We start from the raw sequence: 686 nt of genomic DNA, 5'->3' as shown, positions 1-686 counted from the left end.
TTGAGGATTGGATTAGGGCTGTTGCTACTAGGCCGATCATAAGACCAGCGATAGGGTGAGATGCAAACTCAAACAATACTTTTGCTTGGTCGCCAGTTGCCCATTTGAAACCGCTACCAACCATAGATACTGCTAGAAGAAGCAGATACAGCATGAATGCCAAGTTAGCCCAGCGTAACCAACGAGTCGTGCTCGAGATAGGCGCTGCTGTTGAAGTAGCTTGGTTCATCATAATTTTCTCCGTTGACCTTTAAGTTCGTTTTTCGGTCTTAAGTTGAAACTTCGGGCGATGTTAGAGAACAAATATTTCAGTAATATTACAGATTGATTTCTGTGAGCACTTTTTATTGTGCTTTTTAATAGTTCAAAAAAAATAGCGGATTATCCTGTTTTAATTCATTGAAAAATATAGGATTTGTTGGTTTTATAAACTGAGGTTTTTTGATGAGAATTCGATAAAAAGTGCGTTTTACTTCAAGTTTTATGACAATACTGAGATTGTATTTTCGGTAAAACTTAATTTTAGTTGGTTAAAGTGATGGTTTTGCCGAGTATCTTGCCTGTCTCTGTCACATTTGGTATAAAAAGCATCACCTTCTTTTCTGGAATTGGCAGATGTCACATCTAAATTACAACCATCTTTATTACTTCTGGATGGTGTGCAAGCAAGGCTCTGTTACCAAGGC

General features: G+C 37.8%; 1 pseudogene. It reads right to left on the bottom strand.

The annotated features are described in order from the left end of the window. Positions 1-232: pseudogene (locus R8N47_RS25430) on the bottom strand (Na/Pi cotransporter family protein); the annotation flags it as partial. Positions 233-686 lie beyond the last annotated feature (454 nt).

This window comes from Vibrio sp. 2132-1 (assembly GCF_033344315.1).
The sequence above is the reverse complement of the archived record's forward strand: the minus strand, read 5'-3'. Positions and strand labels throughout refer to the sequence as shown.